The 24,015-nt window shown below is 67.5% G+C and carries 26 protein-coding genes and 1 riboswitch; of the genes, 12 read left to right on the plus strand and 14 right to left on the minus strand.

Translation table 11 applies throughout. The features are described from left to right. Window positions 1-46 precede the first annotated feature (46 nt). On the minus strand, window positions 47-1,411 hold the full coding sequence (gene glmU, locus AC3WON_RS19385) for a bifunctional UDP-N-acetylglucosamine diphosphorylase/glucosamine-1-phosphate N-acetyltransferase GlmU (protein WP_492321193.1): 1,365 nt from the start codon (window positions 1,409-1,411) through the stop codon (window positions 47-49). 290 nt (window positions 1,412-1,701) lie between these two features. Between glmU and AC3WON_RS19390 the strand changes: the two genes are divergently transcribed. Then, entirely contained in the window at window positions 1,702-2,529 is an 828-nt protein-coding gene (locus AC3WON_RS19390) for a DUF6279 family lipoprotein (protein ID WP_492321192.1), read from the plus strand. A gap of 64 nt (window positions 2,530-2,593) precedes the next feature. On the opposite strand, the gene ttcA is transcribed toward AC3WON_RS19390, so the two are convergent. From ttcA to AC3WON_RS19405, 3 genes are all read right to left on the minus strand, one after another. Next, on the minus strand, window positions 2,594-3,535 hold the full coding sequence (gene ttcA, locus AC3WON_RS19395) for a tRNA 2-thiocytidine(32) synthetase TtcA (RefSeq protein ID WP_492352513.1): 942 nt from the start codon (window positions 3,533-3,535) through the stop codon (window positions 2,594-2,596). Window positions 3,536-3,644: 109 nt separating this feature from the next. Next, window positions 3,645-4,046 carry a dihydroneopterin aldolase gene (locus AC3WON_RS19400; RefSeq protein WP_011614433.1) on the minus strand — a complete coding sequence of 134 codons (402 nt, stop codon included), beginning with the start codon at window positions 4,044-4,046 and terminating at the stop codon, window positions 3,645-3,647. Window positions 4,047-4,131: 85 nt separating this feature from the next. Further along, entirely contained in the window at window positions 4,132-4,986 is an 855-nt protein-coding gene (locus AC3WON_RS19405) for an SDR family oxidoreductase (protein ID WP_492340224.1), read from the minus strand. 15 nt (window positions 4,987-5,001) lie between these two features. On the opposite strand from AC3WON_RS19405, the gene AC3WON_RS19410 reads away from it, so the two are divergent. From AC3WON_RS19410 to AC3WON_RS19445, 8 genes are all read left to right on the plus strand, one after another. After that, window positions 5,002-6,201 (plus strand): class I SAM-dependent methyltransferase, encoded by a 1,200-nt coding sequence (locus AC3WON_RS19410; RefSeq protein ID WP_492321189.1) that lies wholly within the window; start codon window positions 5,002-5,004, stop codon window positions 6,199-6,201. 16 nt (window positions 6,202-6,217) lie between these two features. After that, window positions 6,218-6,412, plus strand: a complete 195-nt coding sequence (locus tag AC3WON_RS19415; protein ID WP_492321188.1) for a DUF2905 domain-containing protein — start codon at window positions 6,218-6,220, stop codon at window positions 6,410-6,412. 201 nt (window positions 6,413-6,613) lie between these two features. Further along, a complete protein-coding gene (locus AC3WON_RS19420; RefSeq protein ID WP_492352514.1) occupies window positions 6,614-7,897 on the plus strand; it encodes an amino acid ABC transporter substrate-binding protein in 1,284 nt (427 codons plus the stop codon). 25 nt (window positions 7,898-7,922) lie between these two features. Beyond that, window positions 7,923-8,819, plus strand: a complete 897-nt coding sequence (locus AC3WON_RS19425; RefSeq protein ID WP_492352515.1) for a branched-chain amino acid ABC transporter permease — start codon at window positions 7,923-7,925, stop codon at window positions 8,817-8,819. Then, on the plus strand, window positions 8,816-9,832 hold the full coding sequence (locus tag AC3WON_RS19430) for a branched-chain amino acid ABC transporter permease (RefSeq protein WP_492321186.1): 1,017 nt from the start codon (window positions 8,816-8,818) through the stop codon (window positions 9,830-9,832). Before AC3WON_RS19425 ends, AC3WON_RS19430 begins: the two co-directional genes overlap by 4 nt. Further along, on the plus strand, window positions 9,829-10,575 hold the full coding sequence (locus AC3WON_RS19435) for an ABC transporter ATP-binding protein (protein ID WP_492321185.1): 747 nt from the start codon (window positions 9,829-9,831) through the stop codon (window positions 10,573-10,575). The genes AC3WON_RS19430 and AC3WON_RS19435 overlap by 4 nt, the downstream gene beginning before the upstream one ends. Next, entirely contained in the window at window positions 10,572-11,402 is an 831-nt protein-coding gene (locus AC3WON_RS19440) for an ABC transporter ATP-binding protein (RefSeq protein ID WP_492321184.1), read from the plus strand. Before AC3WON_RS19435 ends, AC3WON_RS19440 begins: the two co-directional genes overlap by 4 nt. A gap of 41 nt (window positions 11,403-11,443) precedes the next feature. Next, on the plus strand, window positions 11,444-11,881 hold the full coding sequence (locus AC3WON_RS19445; RefSeq protein WP_492321183.1) for a universal stress protein: 438 nt from the start codon (window positions 11,444-11,446) through the stop codon (window positions 11,879-11,881). A gap of 188 nt (window positions 11,882-12,069) precedes the next feature. Here AC3WON_RS19445 and AC3WON_RS19450 read toward each other — a convergent pair whose 3' ends face one another. From AC3WON_RS19450 to AC3WON_RS19465, 4 genes are all read right to left on the minus strand, one after another. Next, window positions 12,070-13,305, minus strand: a complete 1,236-nt coding sequence (locus AC3WON_RS19450; RefSeq protein WP_492321182.1) for a multifunctional CCA addition/repair protein — start codon at window positions 13,303-13,305, stop codon at window positions 12,070-12,072. Window positions 13,306-13,359: 54 nt separating this feature from the next. Further along, window positions 13,360-14,058 (minus strand): glutathione S-transferase family protein, encoded by a 699-nt coding sequence (locus AC3WON_RS19455; RefSeq protein WP_492321181.1) that lies wholly within the window; start codon window positions 14,056-14,058, stop codon window positions 13,360-13,362. Between the two features lie 186 nt (window positions 14,059-14,244). Beyond that, the gene (locus AC3WON_RS19460) at window positions 14,245-15,267 is read right to left on the minus strand and encodes a complex I NDUFA9 subunit family protein (RefSeq protein WP_492321180.1); all 1,023 of its coding nucleotides are present in this window, start codon (window positions 15,265-15,267) and stop codon (window positions 14,245-14,247) included. 106 nt (window positions 15,268-15,373) lie between these two features. Beyond that, window positions 15,374-17,326 (minus strand): lytic transglycosylase domain-containing protein, encoded by a 1,953-nt coding sequence (locus AC3WON_RS19465; RefSeq protein ID WP_492352516.1) that lies wholly within the window; start codon window positions 17,324-17,326, stop codon window positions 15,374-15,376. Between the two features lie 105 nt (window positions 17,327-17,431). On the opposite strand from AC3WON_RS19465, the gene AC3WON_RS19470 reads away from it, so the two are divergent. After that, a complete protein-coding gene (locus AC3WON_RS19470; protein WP_492321178.1) occupies window positions 17,432-18,016 on the plus strand; it encodes a 5-formyltetrahydrofolate cyclo-ligase in 585 nt (194 codons plus the stop codon). On the opposite strand, the gene AC3WON_RS19475 is transcribed toward AC3WON_RS19470, so the two are convergent. The 5 genes from AC3WON_RS19475 to ahcY all read right to left on the minus strand — a co-directional run bounded on the left by AC3WON_RS19475 (window position 18,013) and on the right by ahcY (window position 21,969). Continuing rightward, window positions 18,013-18,771, minus strand: a complete 759-nt coding sequence (locus AC3WON_RS19475) for a Mut7-C RNAse domain-containing protein (RefSeq protein ID WP_492352520.1) — start codon at window positions 18,769-18,771, stop codon at window positions 18,013-18,015. The two genes, AC3WON_RS19470 and AC3WON_RS19475, sit on opposite strands and share 4 nt — an antisense overlap. 97 nt (window positions 18,772-18,868) lie before the next feature. Next, window positions 18,869-19,228 (minus strand): TfoX/Sxy family protein, encoded by a 360-nt coding sequence (locus tag AC3WON_RS19480; RefSeq protein WP_492321177.1) that lies wholly within the window; start codon window positions 19,226-19,228, stop codon window positions 18,869-18,871. 8 nt (window positions 19,229-19,236) lie between these two features. Further along, window positions 19,237-20,067, minus strand: a complete 831-nt coding sequence (metF, locus tag AC3WON_RS19485) for a methylenetetrahydrofolate reductase [NAD(P)H] (protein ID WP_492352517.1) — start codon at window positions 20,065-20,067, stop codon at window positions 19,237-19,239. 61 nt (window positions 20,068-20,128) lie between these two features. Beyond that, a complete protein-coding gene (locus AC3WON_RS19490; RefSeq protein ID WP_011614424.1) occupies window positions 20,129-20,479 on the minus strand; it encodes a phage holin family protein in 351 nt (116 codons plus the stop codon). Window positions 20,480-20,550: 71 nt separating this feature from the next. Then, window positions 20,551-21,969, minus strand: a complete 1,419-nt coding sequence (gene ahcY, locus AC3WON_RS19495) for an adenosylhomocysteinase (protein WP_492321176.1) — start codon at window positions 21,967-21,969, stop codon at window positions 20,551-20,553. A gap of 122 nt (window positions 21,970-22,091) precedes the next feature. After that, a riboswitch (S-adenosyl-L-homocysteine riboswitch) is annotated at window positions 22,092-22,207 on the minus strand. Between the two features lie 58 nt (window positions 22,208-22,265). On the opposite strand from ahcY, the gene thiD reads away from it, so the two are divergent. Then, on the plus strand, window positions 22,266-23,093 hold the full coding sequence (gene thiD, locus AC3WON_RS19500; protein ID WP_492352518.1) for a bifunctional hydroxymethylpyrimidine kinase/phosphomethylpyrimidine kinase: 828 nt from the start codon (window positions 22,266-22,268) through the stop codon (window positions 23,091-23,093). A 5-nt stretch (window positions 23,094-23,098) separates the two neighbouring features. After that, window positions 23,099-23,533, plus strand: coding sequence for a PGDYG domain-containing protein (locus AC3WON_RS19505; protein WP_492352519.1), 435 nt, complete (start codon window positions 23,099-23,101; stop codon window positions 23,531-23,533). Between the two features lie 21 nt (window positions 23,534-23,554). Here AC3WON_RS19505 and AC3WON_RS19510 read toward each other — a convergent pair whose 3' ends face one another. Further along, window positions 23,555-24,007, minus strand: coding sequence for a PaaI family thioesterase (locus AC3WON_RS19510; RefSeq protein ID WP_456803365.1), 453 nt, complete (start codon window positions 24,005-24,007; stop codon window positions 23,555-23,557). Between the last annotated feature and the right edge of the window lie 8 nt (window positions 24,008-24,015).

Here is a 24,015-nt window from a genome sequence, read left to right on the forward strand (position 1 = left end):
CGGGGGGGGCGCGTGCCCTGGCCGCCCGCGGGCGGCCCTCTGACGCTTACTTCTTCGGCTGCTTGACCGGCCGCTGCCAGGCGTCGATGGTCAGCTGCTTGGCCCGCGACAGCGTCAGCTTGTCGGCGGGCGCCTCCTTGGTCAGCGTGGTGCCGGCGCCCAGCGTGGCGCCGCGGCGCACCGTCACCGGGGCCACCAGCTGGGTGTCGGAGCCGATAAAGACATCGTCCTCGATCACGGTGCGGTGCTTGTTCACGCCGTCATAGTTGCAGGTGATGGTACCCGCGCCAATATTGACGCGCGACCCCACCGTGGCATCGCCCACATAAGCCAGATGGTTGGCCTTGCTGTGCGCGGCCACCTGGGCATTCTTGACCTCGACAAAGTTGCCGATATGCACGTCCTCGCCCAGCTCGGTGCCGGGGCGCAGCCGCGCGTACGGCCCGATGCGCCCGGCGGGGCCAACCCTGGCCTCGTCGATATGGCAGAACGGGTGTACCTGGGCGCCGGCCCCGACGGTGCTGTTGCGGATCACGCAATGGGCGCCGATGCGCACCCCGTCTTCCAGGTGCACGCGCCCTTCGAATACGCAGCCGACGTCGATAGTGACGTCGCGCCCGCAGCTCAGTTCGCCGCGCACGTCGATGCGGGCCGGATCCAGCAGCGTCACGCCGGCTTCCAGCAGGCGCCGGGCCTGGTTGCCCTGGTGGATGCGCTCGACCTCGGCCAGCTGCAGCTTGCTGTTGACGCCGAGCGTCTCCCAGATCGCCGCCGGCTGGGCCGAGACAGTCTCCACGCCATCGGCCACGGCGCGCTCGACCGTGTCGGTCAGGTAGTACTCGCCCTGGGCATTGTCGTTGCGCAGCGTCGACAGCCACTTGCGCAGGTGGCCGGTGGGGCACACGATAATGCCGGTATTGATCTCGCGGATTGCCTTCTCGGCCTCGCTGGCGTCCTTCTGTTCGACGATGCGGACGATGCTGCCCGCGGCATCGCGCACGATGCGGCCATAGCCGGTCGGATCGGGCATTTCCACGGTCAGCACGCCCAAGCGCTGCGTGCCGGCCTCGGCCACAAGTGCCTGGAGCGTGGCAGCGCTGGTGAGCGGCACGTCACCATACAGAACCAACGTGGGCTGGCTGTCGTCCAACAAGGGAAGTGCCTGCATCACCGCATGGCCCGTGCCAAGCTGCTGGGGCTGTTCGGCAAAGGCGATATCGTCGGCGGCAACGGCCTCGCGCACGCGCGCGGCACCGTGGCCGACCACGACCACCAGCCGCGATGGCGACAGCGCACGTGCCGTGTCCAGGACATGCGCGAGCATGGGCCGTCCGGCGACCGGGTGCAGTACCTTGGGCAAATCGGAATACATCCGCTTGCCCATGCCCGCGGCGAGAATGACGATATTCACAAGGAGACCCCTAAGTGAGTGTGTCCGAAAATATTCTTGAAAACGCCAGCCGGGTGTTTGGCGGACTGCGCCGCCGGGCTTGGCGAAAATCTGCGGCCAGGCCTGCGCATAATCCCGCAAACCCTTGCCAGGACTTGGCTGGCAGTCATCTGGGCGCCCCGGTTGCGATGCGCGCCGATTTTAACATGGCGGTTTCTGCGCATCGGACCGTCGTTTCCGAATTTCACAATTGCTGGGCCCGGCGGATTTTCGCGATTCTGGGCGCAGCGGCCTTGTGCGCCTGCAGCGCCATGAAGCTGGGATACCAGCAGGGCGACCACCTGGCGTACTGGTGGATCGACAATTACGTCGATGTCAGCACGGCCCAGGAGCCGCTCACGCGCGAGGCCATTGCGCGCTTTTTTGCCTGGCATCGCAAGGCGCAGTTGCCGGAAATCGCCACCTTGCTGCAGCAGGCCAAGGCCGAGGTGCGGCAACCGGTGACCCCGGCCATGGTCGAGCACTTCCAGGACGCTTCGCAGCAACTGGCGCGCAAGTCGTTCGAACAAGCGATGCCCGACCTTGCCGACCTGTTGCTGACGCTGACGCCTGAGCAGATCGGCCGCATGGAAAAGAAATTTGCCGAGGGCAATGCCAAGTACCGCAAGAAATTCCTGAATCCAGACCCTGAGCAGCGCGAGGATGCGCGCTATGACAAGGTAATGGACTACGCGCGGCTGGTCTACGGCAACTTCTCCAGCGATCAGGAAAAGGCCATCCGCGCCAGGATAGGCCCGGTGGTGCAGAATGCCGAGTCGCGCTACGCCGAGCGCGTCGCCCGGCAGCAGGAATGGCTCAAAATGGTGCGCTACGTGCAGGCCACGCAGCCGCCCAAGGCGCAGGTGATAGACGTGCTGCGCCGCTTCCGCGAATACTGGCAGAACCCGCCGGCCAAGCATGCCGCCAGCCACGAAGCCAGCATCAATGCGGGCATCGCGCTGACCGTGGCCATCGCCAACATGACCACGCCGCAGCAGAAGGCGCACGCGCAAGACCGGTTCCAGAAATGGATCGACGACACGCATGCGCTGATACGCGAGAAGGCAAGCGCCCCGGTGCAGTCGGCGGCGACGAACTGAAACCCTGCCCCAAACGAAGCACGCCCGCGCAAGCGGGCGTTTTTCCATGCGGCGGGCGCTGGCGCTACTGCGTGCCAGCCTGCTCCGCCGGTGCCGCGGCAACCGCGGGCGGACGCTCAAACCGCACGAACTCCATCCGGTTCTCTTCCACGTTGCCGGCAAACATCAGCGGCTGCTGCTGGAAGGTGGTTTCGCCGAACAGTGACGCCTCATCCACCTTGGCCAGGCCGGTGGCCAGCCCGGTGAACGGGAACAGGTCGGTATCGGCCAGGTGCGACGGCACCACGTTGCGCAGCGCCGAGAAGATATTGTCGATACGGCCCGGGTTCTGGCGCTCCCAGTCCTGCAGCATCTCGCTGACCTTCTTGCGCTGCAGGTTTTCCTGCGAGCCGCACAGGTTGCACGGGATGATCGGGAATTCCATGGCGCGCGCGTACGACGCGATGTCCTTCTCCGAGCAGTACGCCAGCGGGCGGATCACGATGTGCTGGCCGTCGTCGGTCGACAGCTTGGGCGGCATCGCCTTCATCTTGCCGCCGAAGAACATGTTCAGGAAGAAGGTCTGGACGATGTCGTCGCGGTGATGGCCCAGCGCGATCTTGTTGGCGCCCAGCTCCTTGGCGGTGCGGTAGATCACGCCGCGGCGCAGGCGCGAGCACAGCGAGCAGGTGGTCTTGCCCTCGGGCACCTTCTCCTTGACGATCGAGTAGGTATCCGCCTCGACGATCACATACTCCACGCCGACCGACTTCAGGTACTCCGGCAGGATGTGTTCCGGGAAGCCGGGCTGCTTCTGGTCCAGGTTCATCGCGATCAGCTTGAACTTGATCGGCGCGCGCTTCTGCAGCGCCATCAGGACCGACAGCATGGTGTACGAGTCCTTGCCGCCACTCATGCAGACCAGCACGGTGTCGCCGTCCTCGATCATGCCGAAGTCGCCGATGGCCTTGCCGGTTTGCGATTGCAGCCTCGTCTCGAGGCGGTAGAAGTTGTTCGAGTGGCTCATGGAGCATCCTGTTGCGTGGCGCCCGCCGGATGGAATGGCCGGCGCGGCGCGAAGGGGCAACATTTTACGTCAGGCGCCCGCAAGCTGCAGGCGCGCAGGCACTGGCGGCTCAGGCCTGCTTGATGTGGAATACCTCGACGCCGACCGAATCGCAATCCGGGTAGACATCGGGCTTCTCGGTCGAGACACGCACGGCGCGCACCTTGGGGTGCTTGAGCATGGCGCGCGCCACGTCGTCGCACAGCGTTTCCTGCAGGTGCACATGGCCCTGCGCCATGCGCTCGGCCACGGTGTTGCGCATGAAGTCGTAGTCGACCACTTCGTCGAGCTTGTCGGCCTGCGGGGTGCTCTGCGCCAGCGGCACGAACAGGTCGATATTGATCAGCACCCGCTGTTCGCCCTTCTTCTCGAATTCGTGCACGCCGATATTGATCTGCACTTCGTAGTTGCGCAGGAACATGCGTCGGCAGTCTTGCAGGCTGGGGTGGGAAAGGGCGGCGAGCATGGTCATGAGCGGGCTGCTGAGGGGAAAAGGAAGCCGCGCCCGGCGGGCGCGGCACATCAGGCACTACGGTATTCGGTTGCTGGCTTCCAGCTTACTCGGTCAGGAACATCACGTCGCGCGCCAGCGGCATCAGGTGCTGGCCGCCGTCCACATACAGCGTGGTGCCGGTCACGGCGCGCGCCTGCGCCAGGTAGGCCACCGCCTGGGCGATGTCCTCGGGCGTTGACGACTGGCCCAGCGGCGTCACGCGGTGCGCGCGGCGGAAGCTCTGCTCGGACTGCTCGCCCGACACCAGCGTGATGCCCGGGGCCACGCCCACCACGCGCAGGCGCGGCGCCAGCGCCTGGGCCAGCTGCACCGTGGCGGTCTGCAGCGCGGCCTTGGACAGCGTGTACGACAGGAAGTCCGGGTTCAGGTTATCCAGCTTCTGGTCCAGCAGGTTGATCACCACGCCGCGCGGTTCGGCGGCCTTGTCCTTGCCGGCGGCAACGCCCAGCGCCTTGTGCAGTTCGCGCGCCAGCAGCAGCGGCGCGGCGACGTTGGTGCGCATATGCGTATCCAGCGACGCATAGGAGAAGCTGGTCGCCACGTCGTACTGGAACAGCGAAGCGTTGTTGACCAGGCAAGCGGGCACGCCCAGCGCGGCGGTGCAGTCGGCCACCAGGCGGCCGGTGGCGGCCTCGTCAGCCAGGTCGGCGCGCAGCACCGCGGCACGGCGGCCCAGCGCGCGGATCTGCGTGGCCAGGGCCTCGGCCTCGTCCACCGAGCGATGGCAGTGCACGGCCACGTCCCAGCCCTGCGCCGCCAGTTCAAGCGCGATGGCGCGGCCCAGGCGGCGCGCGCCGCCGGTCACCAGCGCCACGCCGCGGGCGGTGGCGCGCTGGCTACCAGTCTGGCTATGGGTCTGGTCAGCGGTCTGGCTGGCAGGAGTCTTGGATGCGGGCATTGCTACAATCGCAGGATGCAGAAAGCCGCTAGTTTACCCCTTCCCCCCGCCGACGCGCAGGCCGCGTCCGATACCCTTACGGCCCGCATTGGCGAATCCATCGATGCGGCCGGCGGCTGGATCGGCTTTGACCGCTATATGGCGCTGGCACTGTACGCGCCCGGCCTGGGCTATTACAGCGGCGGTTCGGCCAAGTTCGGGCGCGATGCCCGCGACGGCAGCGACTTCATCACCGCCCCGGAACTGAGCCCGTTCTTCGCGCGCACGCTGGCGCGCCAGTTCGCGCCGCTGCTGGCACAGGGATTGCCGCGCATGCTGGAATTCGGCGCCGGCACCGGCCGGCTGGCGGCGGACCTGCTGCTGGGGCTGGAGCAGGAAGGCCAGTTGCCGGACACCTACGCCATCGTCGAACTCTCGGGCGAACTGCGCGCGCGCCAGCAGGCCACGCTGGCGCAGCGCGCGCCGCACCTGGCGGACCGCGTCACCTGGCTCGATACGCTGCCTGCCAGCTTTGAAGGCGTGATCGTCGGCAATGAAGTGCTGGATGCGATGCCGGTGCAGCTCTATGCACGCAGTGGCGGCCGCTGGCATGAGCGCGGCGTAGTGCACAGCGTAGCGCGCAGCGACGATGCCGCCCCCGCCTTCCGCTTCGAGGACCGCCCGCTGGCCGATGCCGACGTGCCCGAGGCACTGCGCGCCATCCCCGGCGACCACGACCTCGTCACCGAGACCCATGCCGAGGCCGAGGGCTTTATCCGCGCGGTCGGCGCCATGCTGGCGCGCGGCGCGGCCTTCTTTATCGATTACGGCTTCCCGGCGGGCGAGTACTACCACCCGCAGCGCGCCGGCGGCACGCTGATGTGCCACTACCGCCATCACGCGCACCCGGACCCGTTCCTGTACCCGGGCCTGCAGGACATCACCGCGCACGTGAATTTCAGCGGCATTGCGCTCGCCGCGGTGGATGCGGGATTGAGCGTGGCAGGCTTTGCCTCGCAGGCGCGCTTCCTGATGAATGCAGGCATCACCGAGCTGCTGATGGCGCTGGACCCGTCCGACGCCCGCGCCTTCCTGCCGCAGGCCAATGCGGTGCAGAAGCTGCTGTCGGAAGCCGAGATGGGCGAGCTGTTCAAGGTGATCGCGCTCACGCGCGGCCTGGACGACAGCGAACCCATGGACGGCTTTGCCCGCGGCGACCGCTGCCATACCCTGTAACGGCACCGGAGCCGCCATGCTGCGCTGGACCCTGACCATTTTCCTGAGCGTGATCATCCTGTCCGCGGCGCTGCCATGGCTGCAGAAGATCGGGCTGGGACGGCTGCCCGGCGACGTGCGCTTCCGCGTTTTCGGGCGCGAATTCGTGCTTCCGTTTGCGTCGACGATCCTGATTTCGCTGATGGCGCTGGCGATCGGCAAGCTGCTGTAGTTTTCGGAATCACTTCGACGGCAGCGGCACGACCAACTTCAGGAACGCGCCGGCCAACGATCTACCCGATCCACTCAAGCGCTGGCCTCATTTCATGAATAGGAATCCGCGGGAACACCTCATGGAGTGATGGACCCGTGACATACGGGCACTTCCCCTTTCAGAAACGGGTCCTACGTTGAAGAGAGTGAGGAGGTGATCATGAGAAGCGCATCCACACAACGCTCGCCAGGCGACCGCAGGCCCGCTATCCATTTACGCCATGCCACCGTCTGCGCCCTGGCCGGTCTTGGCCTGGCCGTGTCGGTCCCCGCCGCCGCCAAGGTCAAGGGCGACACCATCATCCTCGGTGCCGCGGTTTCCCTGACCGGCAAGTACTCCACCAATGGCAAGAACACCCAGGACGGCTACAACCTTGCCGTGAAGCGCGTCAACGAGATGGGCGGCGTCAAGGTTGGCGGCAAGGCCTACCAGTTGAAAGTCCTCTACTACGACGACGAATCCACCTCGGCACGCGGCGCGCAGCTGGCCGAACGGCTGATCAGCCAGGACGGCGTCAAGTTCGTGCTGGGGCCGTACAGTTCCGGGCTCACCAAGGCGATCGCACCAGTGACGGAGAAGTACAAGATTCCGATGGTCGAGGGCAACGGCGCGGACCGCAACCTGTTCACGCAGGGCTACCGCTACATGTTCGCGGTGCTCAACACCTCCGACTACTACCTGCGTTCGGCCGTCCAGCTTGCCGCCGAGGAAGCGCAACGGGCAGGCAAGTCGCCGAAGGACCTCAAGGTGGCCATCGCCATCGAGAACGACAACTTCTCGCAGGACGTGCGCGACGGCGTGGAAGAGGATGCGAAACGCCTCGGCATGAAGGTGGTGATCGACGACAAGCTGCCGCCCGAGCTGAACGACATGTCGGCCACGCTGGCCAAGGTGAAGGCGCTCAAGCCGGACATCCTGGTGGTATCCGGGCATGAGAAGGGCGCGGTGCTGGCGGTGCGGCAGGTGGCGGAGATGCGCATCGATGTGCCGATGCTGGCGCTGACCCACTGCGACTCCGCGCAGATCATCGAGAAGTTCGGCAAGAGCGCCGAATTCGCGGTGTGCGGCTCGCAATGGGACCGCACGCTCAGCTACAAGGACCGCTGGTTCGGCACGGCCGACCAGTACGCGCAGCGCTTCGAGAAGGAGTACCACTACGAGGCGCCATACCAGGCGGCCGAGTCCACCGCCGCGGTGCTGGCCTTCGTCGACGCCTTCGAGCGCGCCGCCTCGTTCGATACGGAGAAGGTCCGCGATGCCCTGGCAAAAACCGACCTGATGACGTTCTACGGCCCGCTCAGGTTCGACCAGAGCGGCAAGAACATCGCCAAGTCGATGGTGCTGTACCAGGTACAGGACGGCAAGTTCAAGGTGGTCGCGCCGGGCAAGTGGGCGTCGTCGAAGGTCATCTATCCGGCTCCTGCCTGGGCGCGGCGCAAATAGAGGGCTGCCGCGCGGCCTGACGCAGATGAGCAATCTCGCGGTCCTGTTCCAGAGTCCTGAGCTGAACCTGCAGCTCGTAGTGGATGGCCTGCTGGCCGGCGCGATCTTTGCGCTGGCCGCCTACGGCATGGCGCTGGTATGGGGCGTGATGAACCTCATCAACGTGGCCCAGGGCGAGCTGGTGATGCTGGGCGGCTATATCGTGATCTGGCTGGTTGGCAAGGGCGTGCCCGCAATGCTGGCCGTGCCGGTTGCCGCAGCGGTGATGTATTGCGTGGGCTGGGGACTCTATCGCATCGTCATCTTCCGGCTGGTCGAGCGCGATCTCTTTGTCTCGGTGCTGGCCACCTTCGGCCTGAGCATCGTGCTGCAGCAGCTCGCCAACCTTGCTTTCGGCGCCAACGTGCGCACGCTCGATGCGGGGCTGGGCAGCCTGTTGCTGCCGGTCGGACTGGTGGTGCCGAAGATCAAGCTGGCGGCGTTCGCCGCAGCCCTGGCGCTGGGCGCCGGCCTGATGCTGTTCCTCAGGCATTCCCGCCGCGGCCAGGCGATCCGGGCAACCGCCCAGAACGCGCGCGCTGCCCGTGTGCTGGGGGTGGACGCCGATCGCATCTACGCCTCGACCTTCGCCCTCAATGCCGCCATCTGCGGCGCGGCGGGTGGGCTGGTGGCAATGACCTGGATCATCCACCCCTACCTGGGCCTGCCCTATACCGTGCGCGCCTTCATGATCGTGGTGGTGGCCGGGCTGGGCAGCATGCTGCCGGTGCTCGGTGCGGGAGGCGGGCTGGGCATCGCCGAGAACTATGCCGGCTTCCTGCTCGGCACCGAATACCAGACCGCCTTCCTCTACGCGCTGCTGGTGGTGATCCTGGTAAGCCGCAACCTGATGCTGCGCCGGCGGCGCGGCTACCTGCGATGAAGCTGCACCTGCGCGGCGCGCGCCGGTCCGCATCGGATGTTCCCCCCACCTCCCCGGTGGCCTGGCTGGCGCTGCTCGCGGGCAGCCTGGGCGCGCTGATCGCGCCGTGGCTGTTCGCCGGCATCACCACGCAACTGACCTTTCTCTGGCTGATGGTGCTGTTCGCGCTGACGTGGGACGTCATGGGCGGGCAGATGGGCTACAACTCCTTCGGCAATATCGTGTTCTTCGGCGTTGGCGCCTATGTCTGCGCGGTGGTGCAGCGCGACTTCGGGCTGGGCTACTTCGCCGGCCTCGCGGCGGGTACCGGCCTGGCGGCGCTGGTGGCCGTGGCCGCGGCGCTGGCGCTGGGCCCGGCCATGCTGGGCTTGCGCGGCCATTACTTCGCCATCGGCACGCTGGGCCTGGGCATCGCCTGCGCCGATGGCGCCGCCGGGTGGGACTTCATCGGCGCGGGATCGGGCATGACGCTGCCGCTGTTCCCGGGCGCGGCCGGCAGCCGCGAGCCGTTCTTCTACTACGCGATGCTGGTGCTGGCCGTGGTGACCCTGCTGTCGCTGCGCTGGCTCTATGCGCGGCCATTCGGCCTCGCGCTCAATGCCATCCGCGACGACGAGGACAAGGCCGAGGCGCTCGGCCTGCACACCACGCGCTACAAGATCCTGGCCTGGTGCGTGTGCGCCGTCTTCCTCGGCATGGCGGGCGCCCTGACGGGCAACCTGGTGGGCTTCATCGATCCGCGCGAGCTGGCCTTTGCCGGCGCCACCTTCGGCGTGTGGATGGTGGTGATGGCAATCCTGGGCGGCAAGGGCACGCTGTGGGGGCCGGTGATCGGCGCCGCGCTGTTCCACCTGACCCAGGAGCTGTTCTGGACTTACCTGCTGAACTGGCAGCGCGTTGCGCTCGGCGTGCTGATCGTGCTGATCGTGGTGCTGTTCCCGACCGGCATCATGGGCTGGCTGCGCGATTACAGCGCAAACCGCCGCCCCATGACGGGGAGTGCCGCGCCATGACCGACCTGCTTGCGGTGCGCGGCGTCACCAAGCGCTTCGGCGGCGTTGTCGCCAACCATGACATCTCCGTGCAGGTGCCGCACGGCAGCATCGTGGGCCTGATCGGGCCGAACGGTTCGGGCAAGACGACCCTCTTCAATTCGATCGTCGGCTACCACCCGATCGACGGCGGATCGATCGCGTTCGACGGCCGCGAGATTTCGCGGCTGCGCGTTCCCGAGATCGCCCGCCTGGGCCTGGTGCGCACCTTCCAGCAGACGCGGGTGTTCGGCAAGATGAGCTGCCTGCAGAACCTGCTGGTCAGCGTGCCCCATATGCATGAAGGACTCGCCGCGATGTGCACGCGGCAGGCACCAGCAGTGACGGAGCGGGCCCGGCAGACCCTGCGCATGGCCGGGCTGCAGGACCACGCGGACCAGCGCGGCGCCGACCTGTCGTTCGGGCAGCAGAAGCTGCTCGAGATCTGCATGGCCCTGATGAACGAACCCAGGCTGCTGCTGCTCGATGAGCCGACCGCCGGCGTGAACCCGGTGATGATCGACAGCCTGATCGCACTGCTCACGGACATCAACGCGCGGCTCGGCATCACCCTGCTGGTGATCGAACACAATATGCGGGTGATGATGCAGCTGGCCGGCCACATCTATTGCCTGGCGCATGGCGAGGTGCTGGCGCAGGGATCGCCGGCGCAGATCACCACCAACCGCGCGGTGATCGAGGCCTACCTGGGAGGACAGCCATGAGCAGCGCGCACACCGCCCGGCCGGTTGTCCACGCGCCTGCCGCCGCGCTCGCCGCAGCGCTCTCGCGCCCCCGGCCAACGATCGAGCAACTCGAGCAACTGGCCGGCGGCACGCCGATGGTCGCGGTGGACAACCTGGTCGCCGGCTATGGCGGCATGGAGATCGTGCACGGCTTCAGCCTGCGCGTGGCGCGCGGCGGTTCGCTGTGCCTGATCGGCCCGAACGGCGCGGGCAAGTCCACCGTGCTGCGCGCCATCTACGGCCTGGCCCGGGTCATGTCGGGGACCGTCACCGTGGCCGGCGCGCCGGTCACCCACCTGCGTGCCGAGCGGAAGCTGCGGCAGGCAGGCGTGGCCTATGTGTTGCAGGAGGGTTCGATCTTCCCTGACATGACGGTCGAAGAAAACCTGCTGATGGGCGGGTACCTGATGCCGCACCCGCGCGATGCCAGGGTTGCGGCCGAGCGCATCTTCCAACGCCATGGCGCGCTCGCGCAACGGCGCGGCCAGCGCGCCAGCGTGCTCTCCGGCGGCGAGCGCAGGCTGCTCGAAATCTCGCGCGCGCTGATGATGGACCCCGCCGTGCTGCTGGTGGATGAGCCCTCGATCGGGCTGGAGCCGCGCTATGTCGATCTGGTGTTCGAACACCTGCGCCAGCTGCAGCAGGACGAGGGCAAGACCATCCTCCTGGTCGAGCAGAACGCCCGCAAGGGGCTCGCTTTCGCCGACCTCGGCTATGTCCTGGTGGCCGGCCAGCTGGCCATGGCCGGAACGGGTGGCGAACTGGGCCGGGATCCGGAGGTCGGCAGGTTGTTTCTTGGCGCCTGAGCCACCGCTGCGGCGCGGTGACGCCGTACAAGGAGATCCAAATGTTCAAGCATCTGCTCGTAGCGGTCGACGGCTCGGACCTGTCCGATACGGCCTACCGCAAGGCCATCGCGCTGGCCAGCTCGATACAGGCCCGCCTTACCGCGATCCAGGTCGTTGCGCACTATGACGTGATGCGCCTGCAGACCGCCATGCTCCAGGAAACCCGGCAACGCTTCATGCAGGAAGCCTACCGGCAGGCCGAGGCCTACCTGGCGACGATCGTGCAGGAGGCCGCCGCGGCCGGCGTGCCCTGCGAAACCGCCTGCCCCACCGGCGACCACATCTTCCAGGCCATCGTCGACGAGGCCGAGGCGAGGAAGTGCGACCTGATCGTGATGGCCTCGCACGGGCGGCGCGGGGTGCAGGCGCTAGTGATCGGCAGCGAGACGCAGAAGGTGCTCACGCACACGAAGATCCCGGTGCTGGTCTACCGCTAGTGTCCTGTTCCGCGAATACCTTGCCATGAAATCGCCCAGTTGGCCGCCATGCGTCGTTGCTCGTCGTTGCCATAGCTACGGCTATGGCGCCTCCTCGCGCCTAGCCTGACAGCCAACTGGACGATTTCACTTTGGCAAGTTATCTGCGCAACAGGACCTAGCGCGCCGGTGCGCCCGGTGCGCTGCGCTCAACCGCCGATGCGCGCCGCCACCGCCGCCACGCGCGCCGCTTGGACACGGTCGCGGATCTGGCCGACGTCATCGCCGCAGGCACGCGCGATCGCGCCGGCGTCGACCGCCGCCGCCGCTTCCAGCGCCGCCAGCAGGCGCGCCGCCTGCGGGTAGGCGCTCGACTCGAAGCCCTTGCGCCCGCGCAGGTCGGCCTCGCAGGCCTGCAGCGCCTCGGCGAAGCGTGCCGGCTTGCGCAGCGCATCGCAGCGCTCGAGCAGGCGCATCACCGCTGCGGCGCTGAACTCGAGCGAGCGGTGGATATTGCCGTGCTCGCGCGCCACCACCAGCGCCAGGTCGCGGCACTCATTGGGTACGCGCAGGCGCACGCAGACGTCTTCGAGCAGCTGCGCGCTGCGCGTTTCGTGACCGATATGGCGCGGCAGCACGTCCGCGGGCGTGGTGCCCTTGCCCAGGTCATGCACCAGCGCGGCAAAGCGCACCGTGAGCGGCGCGCCCATGGCGGCGGCCTGGTCGATCACCATCATCACGTGCACGCCGGTATCGACTTCCGGATGGTAATCGGCGCGCTGGGGCACGCCCCACAGGCGCTCCAGCTCGGGCAGCAGCCGCGCCAGCGCGCCGCATTCGCGCAGCACCTCGAACATGCGCGACGGCTTCGCTTCCATCAGCCCGCGCGCCAGCTCCTGCCAGACGCGCTCGGGCACCAGCGCGTCGACCTCGCCGGCGGCGACCATCTCGCGCATCAGCCGCATGGTCTCGGCGGCAACGCCGAATTCATGGAAGCGCGCGGCAAAGCGGGCCACGCGCAGGATGCGCACCGGGTCTTCGGCAAAAGCGTCGGAGACATGGCGGAACAGGCGCGCGGCCAGGTCACGCTGGCCGCCGTGCGGATCGATGACCGGGCCGGTCAGGTTACCGTCGGCATCGACCGCGCGCGCCATCGCGTTGATGGTGAGGTCGCGCCGCACCAGGTCGTCTTCCAGCGTGACATCGGGCTCGCAATAAAAGGCAAAGCCCTTGTAGCCCATCGCCGTCTTGCGTTCGGTGCGGGCCAGCGCGTATTCCTCTTTGGTGCGCGGATGCAGGAACACCGGGAAGTCCTTGCCGACCGGCTTGTAGCCGGCAGCTTCCATCTGCGCCGGGGTCGCGCCCACTACCACGTAGTCGCGATCCTGGCTGGGCTTGCCCAGCAATTCGTCGCGGATCGCGCCGCCGACGGCATACACCTGCATCGTTCTGGCCTCGTCATGTGCCGGCGCCCGGACCTGGCCCGCCGGCGGTATTGCTCAGTGGTTGATGATTATCGCATCGGGACGATCCGGGGCCAGCCGGTAGGGTTCGTCGTCGGCCAGGAAGTCGCGCTCCTCGCGTGCGCCTGCAATCCATTGCTGCATTGCCGGCAGCGCCAGCATGAAGTCGGCGTAGGCCTTGGCGTCCTCGGCGTCATCGGGCAGGTGGATGCCGTAGGTGGCAAAGCGGCTCACCACCGGCGCAAAGAACGCGTCGGCGACGGTGAACTCGCCGAACAGGAACGGCCCGTTCGCACCGTGCTGCTGGCGCAGCCCTTCCCAGATCGCGGCGATGCGCTCCACGTCGCGCTGCACCGCCACGTTCCAGCCGCGCCCGGGCAGCACCGCGGTCACGTTCATCGGCAACTGGCTGCGCAGGTTGCCGAAGCCCGAATGCATCTCGGCGCAGACGGCGCGCGCCACCGCGCGCTGGGCGCGGTCGGCCGGCCACAGGTTCTTTTCCGGGAAGCGCTCGGCCAGGTATTCGCAGATCGCCAGCGAATCCCACACCGTGACCTCGCCATCGACCAGCGCCGGCACCTTGCCCGCGGGCGAGTAGCGCGCGATCTCGGCGGCGAAGCTGCCGGTGAACAGGCGCACCTGCACTTCTTCGAAATCAATGCCGGCCTGGCGCAGCAACAGCCATGGGCGCAGCGACCAGGAGGAATAGTTCTTGTTGCCGATGACGAGCTTCATCGTGGGTCCTTGGGGGAGGAAACGGAGGGAGACGGCGCAGGCGCGGCGCCTGCGGGCCTGCAGGACGGCATGGCGGCCGCGCGCCGGACTGGTCATTCTGCCAGTGCTGCCGCCCGCGTCAAAGTGAATTGCGCTAGCAACCGATATGAAATCCGGTCACATAGGGCGCACCGGGACGCCGGCGCGTCAGCGGTGCACGCTGGCCCGCATATGCGTCATCGCGGTATCGCGGTTGCGCCCCGCCAGCGCGTCGGTCATGACCGACTCCAGGCTGGCCGGATGCAGGTTCAGTTCGGGTGCGACCGGGTGCTCCAGCACATTGTCGAGCTGCATCGAGTCGAGGTTGTCGCGCGACAGCATCGGTTCGCCCGGCATATGCTCCATGATGCTGGCCTGCACCCGTGCCAGCGCATCGGGCAGCGCGATCACCGGGCGCGGATGCCCGGAAGCGCGGCCGGCAAAGCGCACCAGCTCTTCCAGGGTATAGACCTGCGGGCCGCCCAGCTCATAGCCGTGGCCGATGGTGGCCGGGTTCACCATGGCATTCAGGTAGGCCTGCACCACATCCTGCACGAATACCGGCTGGAAGCGCGCATGCGCGCACGCCAGCGGCACCACCGGGGCCATCTGCTGCATGTGGGCGAACAGGTTCAGGAAATGGTCGTCGGGGCCAAACACCACCGAGGGCCGGAAGATGGTCCAGTCCAGCCCGCTGGCGCGCACCACGCGCTCGCCGTCGCCCTTGCTGCGCAGGTACATCGATGGCCCGTTGCTGTCCGCGCCCAGCGCGCTCATATGCAACAGCCGGCGCACGCCGGTGGACAGGCACGATGCCGCGATCTGCCGCACCATCTCCACATGCGCGCTGGCAAAGGCTTCGCCGTAGGGGTCGGCGCGCTCGCCGTGCAGCACGCCCACCAGGTTGACGACGATGCCATCCACGCCCAGCGAGCCGATGGCATCGTCCAGCGCGGCATTGTCGGCCAGGCCCAGCTCCACCACCTCCACGCGCGGCAGCAGCAGCAGGTGCTGCGCATGCTCGATATTGCGCGTGCCGACCACGATGCGGTCGGGGGCGATGGGCGAATCGGGGTTGGCGCCAGGCTCAAGCGGCGCGCCCGAGGCCGAGGCAGCCCCGGCCAGGCGCGAGACGAGGTGGCTGCCGATAAAGCCGGCGCCACCGATAACGAGGACGTTGCTGGTCTGCATGATGCCTCCGTGCCAAGAAAACTGCACGCCGCGGCACCCTGCGCCAGCCCGGGCCCGCCGGATCGTCCCGGCAGGGGCCGTCCTGCCCGCCCCCGCAGGGGTGACTTCAGGGCAGGCTGGTGGTAGTCACCGCCGACGGCGCGACCATGCCCAGGCGCGATTTCAGCGACTGCGGACGGCCACTCATCAATGCAGCATAGTACGTGGCGTTGGAAAGCACATTCTTCACATAGCCGCGCGTTTCATTGAACGGAATGGTCTCTGCAAAGATCGCGCCTTCCACCGGCCGCGCCAGTGTGCTGCGCCAGGCCTTGGGCCGGCCCGGGCCGGCGTTGTACGCAGCCGAAGCCAGCGTCCACGAACTGTCCAGGTCGGTCAGCACCATGTTCAGGTAATTGGTGCCAAGCAGGATGTTGATATTGGGATCGCCCATCATCGACGGCGAAAAGTCGTTCATGCCGATCTTGCGCGCGACGTACTTGGCCGTGGCCGGCATTACCTGCATCAGGCCATGTGCGCCCGCCGACGAGCGCGCATTCATGATGAAGCGCGATTCCTGGCGGATCAGGCCGTAAACCCACGCCATGTCCAGGCCGACATCGTCGGTGGCGCGCTGCATGATGTCGCGATACGGCATCAGGAAGCGCAGCGTGAAATCATGTTCGTTGCGGGTCCGGTCGGCGGAGTTGACGGTGCGGTCCAGCAGCTCCAGGCGGCGCGCATACTCGGCCGCGGCCAGCAGTTCGCGGTCGCTCATATTGCGCAGTTCCCAGTTCCACTCGCGGTTGCCTTCGAAGCGCAGGTTCATGTTGTAGAACTTCTGCGCCCGCTGAAAACCGGGGCGCGAACGCATGGCCATGGCCTCGGCGTCGCTGACGGTGGTGCGCGCCGGCAGCGTGATGCGGTTGCCCAGCTCTTCGCTGGCCAGCTGGCCGTAGAAGTTGAACTGGCCGGCGATCTGCTGGAAGTTCTGCTGGGCCTCGGTGTCGCGGCCGTCGGCCTTGAGCGCGCGGCCATACCAGTAGATCCAGGCCGGGTCCTTGGCGCGCAGTTCGGGGCGCATCAGCTCCACCGCCTGGCGCACCTGTTTCCAGTCGCCCTGGCGCAGCGCGGCGCGCACGCGCCACTCCTGGGTGTCGTCGGAGAGCCACTGGTTGCCGCCCAGGTCCATCTGGCGGCGGTAGTAGCCGGCCGCGTCGGGCAGCAGCTTCTTGGCCGCGAACTGGCCGATCACGCCCCAGGCCGCGCCTTGCTCGTCGCGCGACAGCGCGCCCTGGGCCGTGCCGAGGTAGGCGGCAGCCTGCGACGGGTCGTTGCGCGCCATCTTGACGATGGTGGCGAGCGTATCGCCATCCGCGCGCGCGTCGGGCACCAGCGCGGCGATCTTGCCGGCCAGCGTGACATAGTTCTGCTCCAGCGCCAGCCGCGCCTGGTAGGCGACGTCGCTGCGCTGGATCTGCTGGCTTTGCGCCAGGTAGCCGATCAGGTCGACACAGCCTTCGCCGTAGTACCTGGGGTCGCTCAGCACATTGCGCGCATCGGCGGCCACGTTCTGGCCCTTGAGCGCGCGCGACAGCAGCGCATAGCACTCGACCTGGGTATCGTCCTTGAGCGCGAACTGCGGGTATTCGACATCGAAATTGGCCCAGTCGCGCTTCTTGCCCAGCACCAGCAGCCAGTCATTGCGCATGCGGTCGGCAATGGCGTCGCCCTTGTAGCGCTGCAGGAACACGCGCACCTGGTCGTCGGGCGCATCGATGCGCGCCAGGCCGCTGGCGTCGAACAATTGCGGCTTGATGCGGAAGTACTCGACATAGGAGGGGACCGGGTAGTCCACCAGCGTGGCCGAGATCGCGTAGGCACGCTCCACATCGTTCTTGCGCGCGGCTTCGCGCAGCGCGGTGAAGGCCTCGTCGGGATCGCTCGGGATCACCGCCGCCTGCGGGCGCGACACCGCCTGCGGGCGCTTCTGCGCATGGACGGGCGTGACAAGCAGTGCACATGCCAGCGCGATCCAGGCGGCCCGGCCGGCACGCTGCAGATATACTCCCTTCAGCATTCTTTGCTTCCTTGTCGATGACGGCGGCGCCGGCGCCTGCAACCTTGTGCCCAGCCGCGGTTCCGCCGTTCGTGTTGGTTCGGACGAGGGGCATTATCCCACGCCATGTCATCCACTCCTGCCACGACCGCACCCAACCCCGCCGCCGAAGACCGTCGCGCACTGCGCACGCAGTTGCTGGCGCAGCGCGCCGCCCTGCCCGCACGCGCCGAAGCCGACGCGCGCATCGCCGCCGCGCTATCCGGATTGCTGGCCGGCCTGGCCGCGCGCTGCCTCGGTTTCTACTGGCCGATCCAGCAGGAGTTCGACGCGCGCGACGCGGTCGGCATCTGGCTAGCCGCCATGCCTGGCCGCAGCGCCGCGCTGCCGTCGGTCAGCCGCCCGGGCGCGCCGCTGGATTTCCACCTGTGGACACCGGACACGCCCATGGCCACCGGCCACTACGGCATCCCGGTGCCGGACGGCACTGAGGCCGTGACGCCCGATGCCCTGCTCATTCCCTGTGTCGGATTCAGCCCGGACAAGTTCCGCCTGGGCTACGGCGGCGGCTTCTACGACCGCACGCTGGCGGCCATGGCGCAGCGGCCGGTGGCGATCGGCATTGGCTACGAAAACTGCCGGGCACCGTTGCAGGCGCAGCCGCATGACATCGCCATGGACTGGATCGTCACGGAATCCGGCGCGTTCTAACCTTGCTCGGCCTCGTCGCGCCGCACCAGCTCGTCCACCAGCGCACGCATGCAGCGCCAGTGCGAGCCCTCCCAGAACACGCGCCGGCACTGGTCGCAGGTGACAAAGCTGCGATGGCGCTCCAGCACCCCTTGCGGCACGCGCCCGGCCGCGCCCGCCGCATCCAGCGCGCGCAGCGGCGCATTGCAGTCCAGGCATAGCGAAAACGGCCGTGCGCTGCGCGCCAGGTCCAGCCGCGCAAAGATTTCCCGCACCTGCAGTTGCGACTTGATCGCGCGCACATAGCAGCCGTGGGTGATGCCGCGGCGCTTGAGCAGCTCGCGGTCGCGCGTCAGCACGACGCGGCCCTGGTCGACGGCGATGCGCTCGATCTCGCTGTCTTCGAAATGGTTGTCGTAGAGGGTGTCGAAGCCGGTCATGCGCAGCAGGTGCGCCAGGCCGCCCAGGTGCGCGTCGGCGACAAAGCGCATCACCCGCAGCGGCTGCTCGCGTACCCGCAGCAGCGGGGACACGTCGAGCCGTTCGAACTTGGGATAGACCGAGACCCGGTCGCCATCGCACAGCTGCCGCTCGAACCCGGACGATTCGCCATTGACCAGGATCAGCTCGACTTCGGTATGCGGCACGCCCAGCGCCTCGATCATGTGCTTGACCGTGGCGGCGCGCGCGCAGGCGCAGGACAGGTCACGCCGGCGCTGGTCCGGCGCGAGGAAGTCGTTCAGTTCCTCGTAGAAGCGGAAGGTGGCGGTGACCATGGTGCCGAGTATGGCACCGATCGCAGGCATCGTGGGAGCACCACAAGCGCCCGCAGCAGGCTCCCCTCTCCCGCACGCGGGAGAGGGAAGCAAACACTCAGCCCGCGTTCCCCAGCCGCAGCGCCGCCTCCACCGCCAGCTTCGCCCAGGGCGTCATCGCGCCGGGCGATTCCAGCGCCGCCGGCGGCAGGCTCAGGTAGTGGCGCATGGTGACCTCGCGCTTTGCCGACTGGTAGCGAAAGGGCTCGCTGCCCTCGGCCTCGAACTTGCCGCGCGTGGCGTCATCCGCCTTCAGGTAGCAGGTGCCTCCCGACACCAGCGCAAACATCAGCCCGTCATAGAACAGGCCATGGCCGCCAAACATGCGCTTGGCCGCAATGGGACCGATGCGCGCCGCCAGCGGCCCCATCAGCTCGAGCAGATGTTCGATGAAGGGATCGGGGCGGCGCGTGGCCATGGCGGGCTTTACAGCTTCAGGCGCTGCCAGATCGCCTTGGTGGCGCCGGCGGCATTGAGCGTGTAGAAGTGCAGGCCCGGCACGCCCGCGGCGAGCAGGCGCTCGCACAGCGCGGTGACCACGTCCAGGCCGAAGGCGCGGATCGATTCGCGGTCGTCGCCGAAGCTCTCCAGCCGCTTGGCCACCCAGCGCGGCACTTCGGCGCCGCACATCTCGGAGAAGCGCATCAGCTGCGAGTAGTTGGTGATCGGCATGATGCCCGGCACGATCGGCACCTCCACGCCCTGCGCCCGCACATCGTCGACAAAGCGGAAGTAGGCGTCGGCGTTGTAGAAGTACTGCGTGATGGCGGAGTCGGCGCCGGCCCTGACCTTGCGCACGAAGTTGTCCAGATCGTGGCGCGGGGACTTGGCCTGAGGGTGGTACTCGGGGTAGGCCGCGACCTCGATGTTGAACCAGTCGCCGGTCTCGGCGCGGATGAACTCGACCAGTTCGTTGGCGTAGCGGAACTCGCCGATCTCGCCCATGCCCGAGGGCATGTCGCCGCGCAGGGCGACGATATGGCGGATGCCGCCCTCGCGGTACTGCTGCAGGATCGCGCGGATGCTCTCGCGCGACGAGCCCACGCACGACAGGTGCGGCGCGGCCTCGATGCCTTCGCGCTGGATTTCCAGCACCGCGTCCAGCGTGCCCTGCTGCGTGGTGCCGCCGGCGCCGAACGTCACCGAGATGTACTTGGGCTTGAGCGGGGCCAGCTGCGCACGCGTGTTGCGCAGTTTCTCCGTGCCCTCCGCCGTCTTGGGCGGGAAGAATTCAAAGCTGAAGTAGCGGTCTTGCATAATGGTGGCGCGCCGCGTTGGCGCGGCGCGCGGTATGGGATTCGTGTCAGTGCAGGCCGCGTCAGGCGGTGCGTTCGCCCAGCAGCAGGCTGGCCAGCAGCCACGAGATCACGCTGTACAGGATGGAGCCCAGCAGGGCCGCCCAGAAACCGCCGACGGTAAAGCCCGACAGCAGGTTGCCGACAAACAGGAACAGCAGCGCGTTGATGACGAAGATAAACAGCCCCAGCGTCAGCAGCGTGACCGGCAGCGTCAGGATCACCAGGATCGGACGGATCAGCGTATTGACCAGGCCCAGCACCAGCGCCGCCAGCATCGCCGAGCCAAAGCTCTGGATGTGGATCGACGAGATGATGTACGGCAGCACGAACAGCGCAACAGCGTTGATGATCCAGACGACCAGTAATCTCATGACGGCTCCTTGAATGTGGTTTCTCCCCCTCTCCCGCAAGCGGGAGGGGGAGCCCTGCCTTCCTGTGTGGATCAGTAGCGGTAGTGGTCGGCCTTGTACGGGCCTTCCTTCTTCACGCCGATGTACGCGGCCTGCTGTTCGGTCAGCTCGGTCAGCTGCGCGTTCAGCTTGCGCAGCTGCAGGCGCGCCACCTTCTCGTCCAGGTGCTTGGGCAGCGTGTAGACGCCGACCGGGTACTTGCCGCTGTCGCGTTCCTGCCAGAGTTCGATCTGGGCGATGGTCTGGTTGGCGAACGAGCTGCTCATCACGTACGACGGGTGGCCGGTGGCGCAGCCCAGGTTCACCAGGCGGCCCTTGGCCAGGATGATCAGCTTCTTGCCGTCCGGGAACTTGACGTGATCGACCTGCGGTTTGATCTCATCCCATTCGTACTTCTCGATCGAGGCGATGTCGATCTCGTTGTCGAAGTGGCCGATATTGCAGACGATGGCCTGGTCCTTCATCTTCGCCATGTGGTCATGGGTGATGACATGGTAGTTGCCGGTGCAGGTGACGAAGATATCGCCATGCTCGGCGGCGTAGTCCATGGTCACCACGCGGTAGCCTTCCATCGCGGCCTGCAGCGCGCAGATCGGATCGATCTCGGTCACCCACACCTGGGCCGACAGCGCGCGCAGCGCCTGTGCGCTGCCCTTGCCCACGTCGCCGTAGCCGGCCACGATGGCAACCTTGCCGGCGATCATCACGTCGGTGGCGCGCTTGATGCCGTCCACCAGCGACTCGCGGCAGCCGTACAGGTTGTCGAACTTGCTCTTGGTCACCGAGTCGTTGACGTTGATGGCCGGGAAGCGCAGTTCGCCCTTCTGGGCCATCTGGTACAGGCGGTGCACGCCGGTGGTGGTTTCCTCGGTCACGCCGCGGATGGCTGCCAGGTTGCGGCTGTACCAGCTCGGGTCCTTGGCCAGCTTTTCCTTGATCGCGGCGAACAGGTAGGTTTCTTCTTCGCTGGTGGCCTTGGCGATCACCGACTCGTCCTTCTCGGCACGCGCGCCCAGGTGCAGCAGCAACGTGGCGTCGCCGCCGTCATCCAGGATCATGTTGGGGGTGCCGCCATCCGCCCAGTCGAAGATGCGGTGGGTGAAGTCCCAGTATTCCTTCAGCGATTCGCCCTTGAACGCGAACACGGGCGTGCCGCCGGCGGCGATCGCGGCAGCGGCGTGGTCCTGGGTCGAGAAGATATTGCACGAGGCCCAGCGCACGTCGGCGCCCAGTGCCTTGAGCGTCTCGATCAGCACGGCGGTCTGGATCGTCATGTGCAGCGAGCCGGCAATGCGCGCGCCCTTGAGCGGCTGCGCCGCGGCGAATTCGTCGCGGATCGCCATCAGGCCGGGCATCTCGGTCTCGGCAATGGCGATTTCCTTGCGGCCCCAGCCGGCCAGGTTGATGTCGGCGACGAGGTAGTCTTGCTTCAGGTCGGTCACAGCGTTCATGTTTCACTCCCGGTGAAGAGTGGCACGCAGGTGACGAGTACGGGGAATCTGGCAGCCGTGGCATGGCGCAAGGGCACATGCAAAGCACGCGGATAGGTCGACTCGCCTCCGTGCGGACCACGGATCAGCGAGCGCCGTTGAAGACAGTCCGAGCCTGGCGGATGGCATGGGGCGGCTGTGCCGCCGGCCGCGCGATGTGCTTCGCAGGCCGCCATCCGTTGCAACGCTCCTCGGAGTGGCGGTATTGTAGCGTGCCCGGGCGCCTTGCGCACCGGCTCCCTCCGATTCCTGCACAGATGATCCCAACGCCACCCCGTACCCTGACCATCGCCGGTTCCGACTCCGGCGGCGGCGCCGGCATCCAGGCCGACCTGAAGACCTTTTCCGCGCTGGGCTGCTTTGGCATGAGCGCCATCACCGCGATCACCGCGCAGAACACGCTGGGCGTGACCGGCGTGCACGCCATTCCCGCCGACATGGTGGCCGCGCAGATCGATGCCGTGGCCAGCGATATCGGCGTGGACGCGGCCAAGACCGGCATGCTGGGCACCGCCGCCATCGTCGAGGCGGTGGCCGCGGCGGCGGACCGGCACGCCATCCGCAAGCTGGTGGTGGACCCGGTGATGATCTCGACCTCGGGCGCGACGCTGTCCGATGACGCCACCACGCAGGCGATGGTGCGGCTGCTGTTCCCGCGCGCGCTGCTGGTCACGCCCAACCTGCCCGAGGCTTCCTACCTGCTGGGCCGCAGGATCACGCGCCGTGCGGAGATGGAACAGGCCGCCGCCGACCTGATCGCGATGGGCTGCCCCGCGGTGCTGCTCAAGGGTGGCCACCTGGAAGACGGTGCCGCCGCCGACGGCCTGGATGACCTGCTGATGCTGGCCGACGGCAGCATGCGCGTGTTCACGCATCCGCGTGTCGATACCCGTAACCTGCACGGCACCGGCTGCACGCTGGCCGCCGCGATTGCCGCTCAGCTTGCGCGCGGCGATGCGCTGGAGGCGGCGGTGGGCACGGCGCTGGACTACGTGGCGCAGGCCATCGCGGCGGGCGCGGGGCTGCGGCTGGGTGCCGGCAACGGCCCGCTGAACCATTTGTTCGCGCCGCGCGCGCTGGGTTGACGGACATGCCGATGCTGGCCGATATCGACCTGCGCAGCGACCCGGCTGCCGCGTTCTACCTCAAGCATGAAGTTGTCGACGTGGTGTTCGCCACCGAACCCGGCGAGCTGATCAGCCGCGAGGGACCCAACCGCTACCAGCCTGGCGATGCGCTGATCACCAGCCGCGGCGGCGACCGCTGGTGCGTCTCGCGCGACCGCTTCGACCCCAAACACGAGGCCGTGCCGCCGCTGGCGCACGGCCAGGACGGCGCCTACCGCAACAAGCCGATCCCGGTACTGGCGCGCGAAATGCACGAGGCCTTCAGCATCGCGCGCAGCGCCGGCGGCGACGTGCTGCACGGCAAGCCGGGCGACTGGCTGATGCAATACGCGCCCGGCGACTATGGCATCACCGAGCGCGCACGCTTCGAACAGGTGTACCGGCCGCTGCAGGACTGAGCGGCCAGGCCGACGCCAGGGTCAGTTGCCGCCGGCGGACAGCGGCACCAGCTTGAATGCGGCCCGCGCCACGCACACCACGGTGCCGGCAGCATCCTTGACCTCGCCCTCGCAGAATGCAATGCGCGCGCCGCGGCGCAGGCAGCGCGCCTCCAGCGTCAGCTCGCCGCGCGCTGCCGCCAGGAAATGCGTGGACATGTCGATCGTGATCACGCCGGTTTCCAGCGGCGCATGCGAGCGCGCGGCTCCGCTCAGGGTGAAGTCCAGCGTCGCCATCAGCGTGCCGCCATGCACATCGCCACGGCTGTTGACCAGCGACGGGTGCGCCGGCAGCCGCGTGCGGCACAGGCCCTCCTCGATCTGAACCGGTTGCAGGCCGAAATAGCGCATCAGCGGCACGTCGATGCCGAAGTAGGGCTTTTCGGGCGTGCCGGGGGCGACGGGGATGATTTCGGGGGCGGTCTGGCTGGACATGATGGGGG

This window comes from Cupriavidus sp. FW305-46 (genome assembly GCF_058787075.1).

What these genes read in the sequence shown, in the direction of transcription:
- AC3WON_RS19390 (WP_492321192.1), top strand. Translation starts at nt 1,702, where the DNA reads ATGAAGCTGGGATACCAGCAGGGCGACCACCTGGCGTACTGGTGGATC.
- ttcA (WP_492352513.1), bottom strand. Translation starts at nt 3,535, where the DNA reads ATGAGCCACTCGAACAACTTCTACCGCCTCGAGACGAGGCTGCAATCG.
- AC3WON_RS19400 (WP_011614433.1), bottom strand. Translation starts at nt 4,046, where the DNA reads ATGACCATGCTCGCCGCCCTTTCCCACCCCAGCCTGCAAGACTGCCGA.
- AC3WON_RS19405 (WP_492340224.1), bottom strand. Translation starts at nt 4,986, where the DNA reads ATGCCCGCATCCAAGACTCCTGCCAGCCAGACCGCTGACCAGACCCAT.
- AC3WON_RS19410 (WP_492321189.1), top strand. Translation starts at nt 5,002, where the DNA reads ATGCAGAAAGCCGCTAGTTTACCCCTTCCCCCCGCCGACGCGCAGGCC.
- AC3WON_RS19415 (WP_492321188.1), top strand. Translation starts at nt 6,218, where the DNA reads ATGCTGCGCTGGACCCTGACCATTTTCCTGAGCGTGATCATCCTGTCC.
- AC3WON_RS19420 (WP_492352514.1), top strand. Translation starts at nt 6,614, where the DNA reads ATGAGAAGCGCATCCACACAACGCTCGCCAGGCGACCGCAGGCCCGCT.
- AC3WON_RS19425 (WP_492352515.1), top strand. Translation starts at nt 7,923, where the DNA reads ATGAGCAATCTCGCGGTCCTGTTCCAGAGTCCTGAGCTGAACCTGCAG.
- AC3WON_RS19430 (WP_492321186.1), top strand. Translation starts at nt 8,816, where the DNA reads ATGAAGCTGCACCTGCGCGGCGCGCGCCGGTCCGCATCGGATGTTCCC.
- AC3WON_RS19435 (WP_492321185.1), top strand. Translation starts at nt 9,829, where the DNA reads ATGACCGACCTGCTTGCGGTGCGCGGCGTCACCAAGCGCTTCGGCGGC.
- AC3WON_RS19440 (WP_492321184.1), top strand. Translation starts at nt 10,572, where the DNA reads ATGAGCAGCGCGCACACCGCCCGGCCGGTTGTCCACGCGCCTGCCGCC.
- AC3WON_RS19445 (WP_492321183.1), top strand. Translation starts at nt 11,444, where the DNA reads ATGTTCAAGCATCTGCTCGTAGCGGTCGACGGCTCGGACCTGTCCGAT.
- AC3WON_RS19450 (WP_492321182.1), bottom strand. Translation starts at nt 13,305, where the DNA reads ATGCAGGTGTATGCCGTCGGCGGCGCGATCCGCGACGAATTGCTGGGC.
- AC3WON_RS19455 (WP_492321181.1), bottom strand. Translation starts at nt 14,058, where the DNA reads ATGAAGCTCGTCATCGGCAACAAGAACTATTCCTCCTGGTCGCTGCGC.
- AC3WON_RS19460 (WP_492321180.1), bottom strand. Translation starts at nt 15,267, where the DNA reads ATGCAGACCAGCAACGTCCTCGTTATCGGTGGCGCCGGCTTTATCGGC.
- AC3WON_RS19465 (WP_492352516.1), bottom strand. Translation starts at nt 17,326, where the DNA reads ATGCTGAAGGGAGTATATCTGCAGCGTGCCGGCCGGGCCGCCTGGATC.
- AC3WON_RS19470 (WP_492321178.1), top strand. Translation starts at nt 17,432, where the DNA reads ATGTCATCCACTCCTGCCACGACCGCACCCAACCCCGCCGCCGAAGAC.
- AC3WON_RS19475 (WP_492352520.1), bottom strand. Translation starts at nt 18,771, where the DNA reads ATGGTCACCGCCACCTTCCGCTTCTACGAGGAACTGAACGACTTCCTC.
- AC3WON_RS19480 (WP_492321177.1), bottom strand. Translation starts at nt 19,228, where the DNA reads ATGGCCACGCGCCGCCCCGATCCCTTCATCGAACATCTGCTCGAGCTG.
- metF (WP_492352517.1), bottom strand. Translation starts at nt 20,067, where the DNA reads ATGCAAGACCGCTACTTCAGCTTTGAATTCTTCCCGCCCAAGACGGCG.
- AC3WON_RS19490 (WP_011614424.1), bottom strand. Translation starts at nt 20,479, where the DNA reads ATGAGATTACTGGTCGTCTGGATCATCAACGCTGTTGCGCTGTTCGTG.
- ahcY (WP_492321176.1), bottom strand. Translation starts at nt 21,969, where the DNA reads ATGAACGCTGTGACCGACCTGAAGCAAGACTACCTCGTCGCCGACATC.
- thiD (WP_492352518.1), top strand. Translation starts at nt 22,266, where the DNA reads ATGATCCCAACGCCACCCCGTACCCTGACCATCGCCGGTTCCGACTCC.
- AC3WON_RS19505 (WP_492352519.1), top strand. Translation starts at nt 23,099, where the DNA reads ATGCCGATGCTGGCCGATATCGACCTGCGCAGCGACCCGGCTGCCGCG.
- AC3WON_RS19510 (WP_456803365.1), bottom strand. Translation starts at nt 24,007, where the DNA reads ATGTCCAGCCAGACCGCCCCCGAAATCATCCCCGTCGCCCCCGGCACG.